This is a genomic window from Nostoc sp. CCY0012, assembly GCF_963920855.1.
Taxonomy (GTDB): domain Bacteria; phylum Cyanobacteriota; class Cyanobacteriia; order Cyanobacteriales; family Nostocaceae; genus Cyanocohniella.
Genome location: NZ_CAWUDM010000234.1, coordinates 1 through 1,319, shown reverse-complemented (window position 1 = coordinate 1,319; position 1,319 = coordinate 1). Strand labels below are relative to the sequence as shown.

The following is a 1,319-nucleotide window of genomic DNA, read 5'->3' as shown; positions in this document are numbered from 1 at the left end:
CTTAACGGGTGACAAGGCAGTTGAAGATGAGATGTGGCAACAATTTGAGAAAATAAGGTGGTAAAAAAATAGGGGCAAGGAAGCCCCGAAAAAAACAAAATGTTACCACAATCATATCAAACAATTTTCCGAAAGCATTTGAGTGAACAGCAGTATCTGACACTGGAAATATTGTTGTTATTGATACAAGCTCATCGTCAGGTGAAACTGTCAAAATTGGCAAGTTTATTTCCGCAACCAATTACATATGAAAGCCGGAAGCGCAATCTACAAAGATTTTTAGTAATAGGGAAACTCTGCGTCAAATTATTGTGGTTTCCGCTGATAAAATATTGGATTAGACAATCGTTAACACCAAAGCAACTAAATCGAGAACAGCGCCGTTATTTTCAGAAAAAACAGCATCAAAAATATGGTTATTGGATGGTAGCACTGGATCGAACGCAGTGGAAAGGGCGGAATATATTTATGGTGACATTGGTCTGGGGTACTCACGCCCTACCACTGTATTGGGAAACATTAAACCACGTAGGAAATAGTCATCTGAAAACACAAAAAAGATTGATAAAGACGGCAATAAAGTTGTTGAAAAAATGTCGGATTGTGGTGTTAGCAGACAGAGAATTTCATAGTCCAAAACTCGCTAAATGGCTTGACGAACAAGGATTATACTTTGCTCTACGTCAAAAAAAAGACCTTCATTTTCAAGAACAAATAGGACTTGAATATCAAGTTCTGAAAAACCAAGGATTTAAGCCAGGAATGTCGAAGTTTTATCAGGGTGTCAAATGTGGTAAAGCTTCGGATAATGGTTTATTTAATATTGCTGTTTATTGGAAGAGAAAATATCGCAACAAGGGACCAAAAGAGCCTTGGTATATTTTAACGAATTTGCCAAATCTTCAACAAACTTTATGTCTCTATAGATGCCGATGGGGAATTGAGCAATTCTTCAAGGATTGTAAAACTGGTGGTTATAATTTAGAAGATACTAAAGTAAATAAAACTCGTTTTTTAGCCTTAGTTTTATTGATTGTCATTGCTTATAGTTTAGCCACTATGCACGGTCAACGGATGAAACAATTAAGTATAGAGGCTTATGCCGGACGTATTCAACAACACCAGGATAAGTACCCACGTCAGAGTAATTTTAGCTTTGCTCTCTACGGTCAACTATGGATGTATGGCATGGAATTATGGGCTGATTTAGCTCTGAACTTAATCGCTCTCAAGCCTCATAAACGCCTCTTTTTTCAACGTGGTTTTCAGGCTCTATCCCTTATTAAACAAGCTGTTTAGCCTTCTTGTCACCCGTTAAG

General features: G+C 37.4%; 1 protein-coding gene. It reads left to right on the top strand.

Annotation, left to right across the window (positions count from 1 at the left end):
- The first annotated feature begins 99 nt into the window (after positions 1–99).
- Positions 100–1,299, top strand: coding sequence for an IS4 family transposase (locus tag ACM0OS_RS28900; protein WP_414546607.1), 1,200 nt, complete (start codon positions 100–102; stop codon positions 1,297–1,299).
- The last annotated feature ends 20 nt before the right edge of the window (positions 1,300–1,319 follow it).

What these genes read in the sequence shown, in the direction of transcription:
- ACM0OS_RS28900 (WP_414546607.1), top strand. Translation starts at nt 100, where the DNA reads ATGTTACCACAATCATATCAAACAATTTTCCGAAAGCATTTGAGTGAA.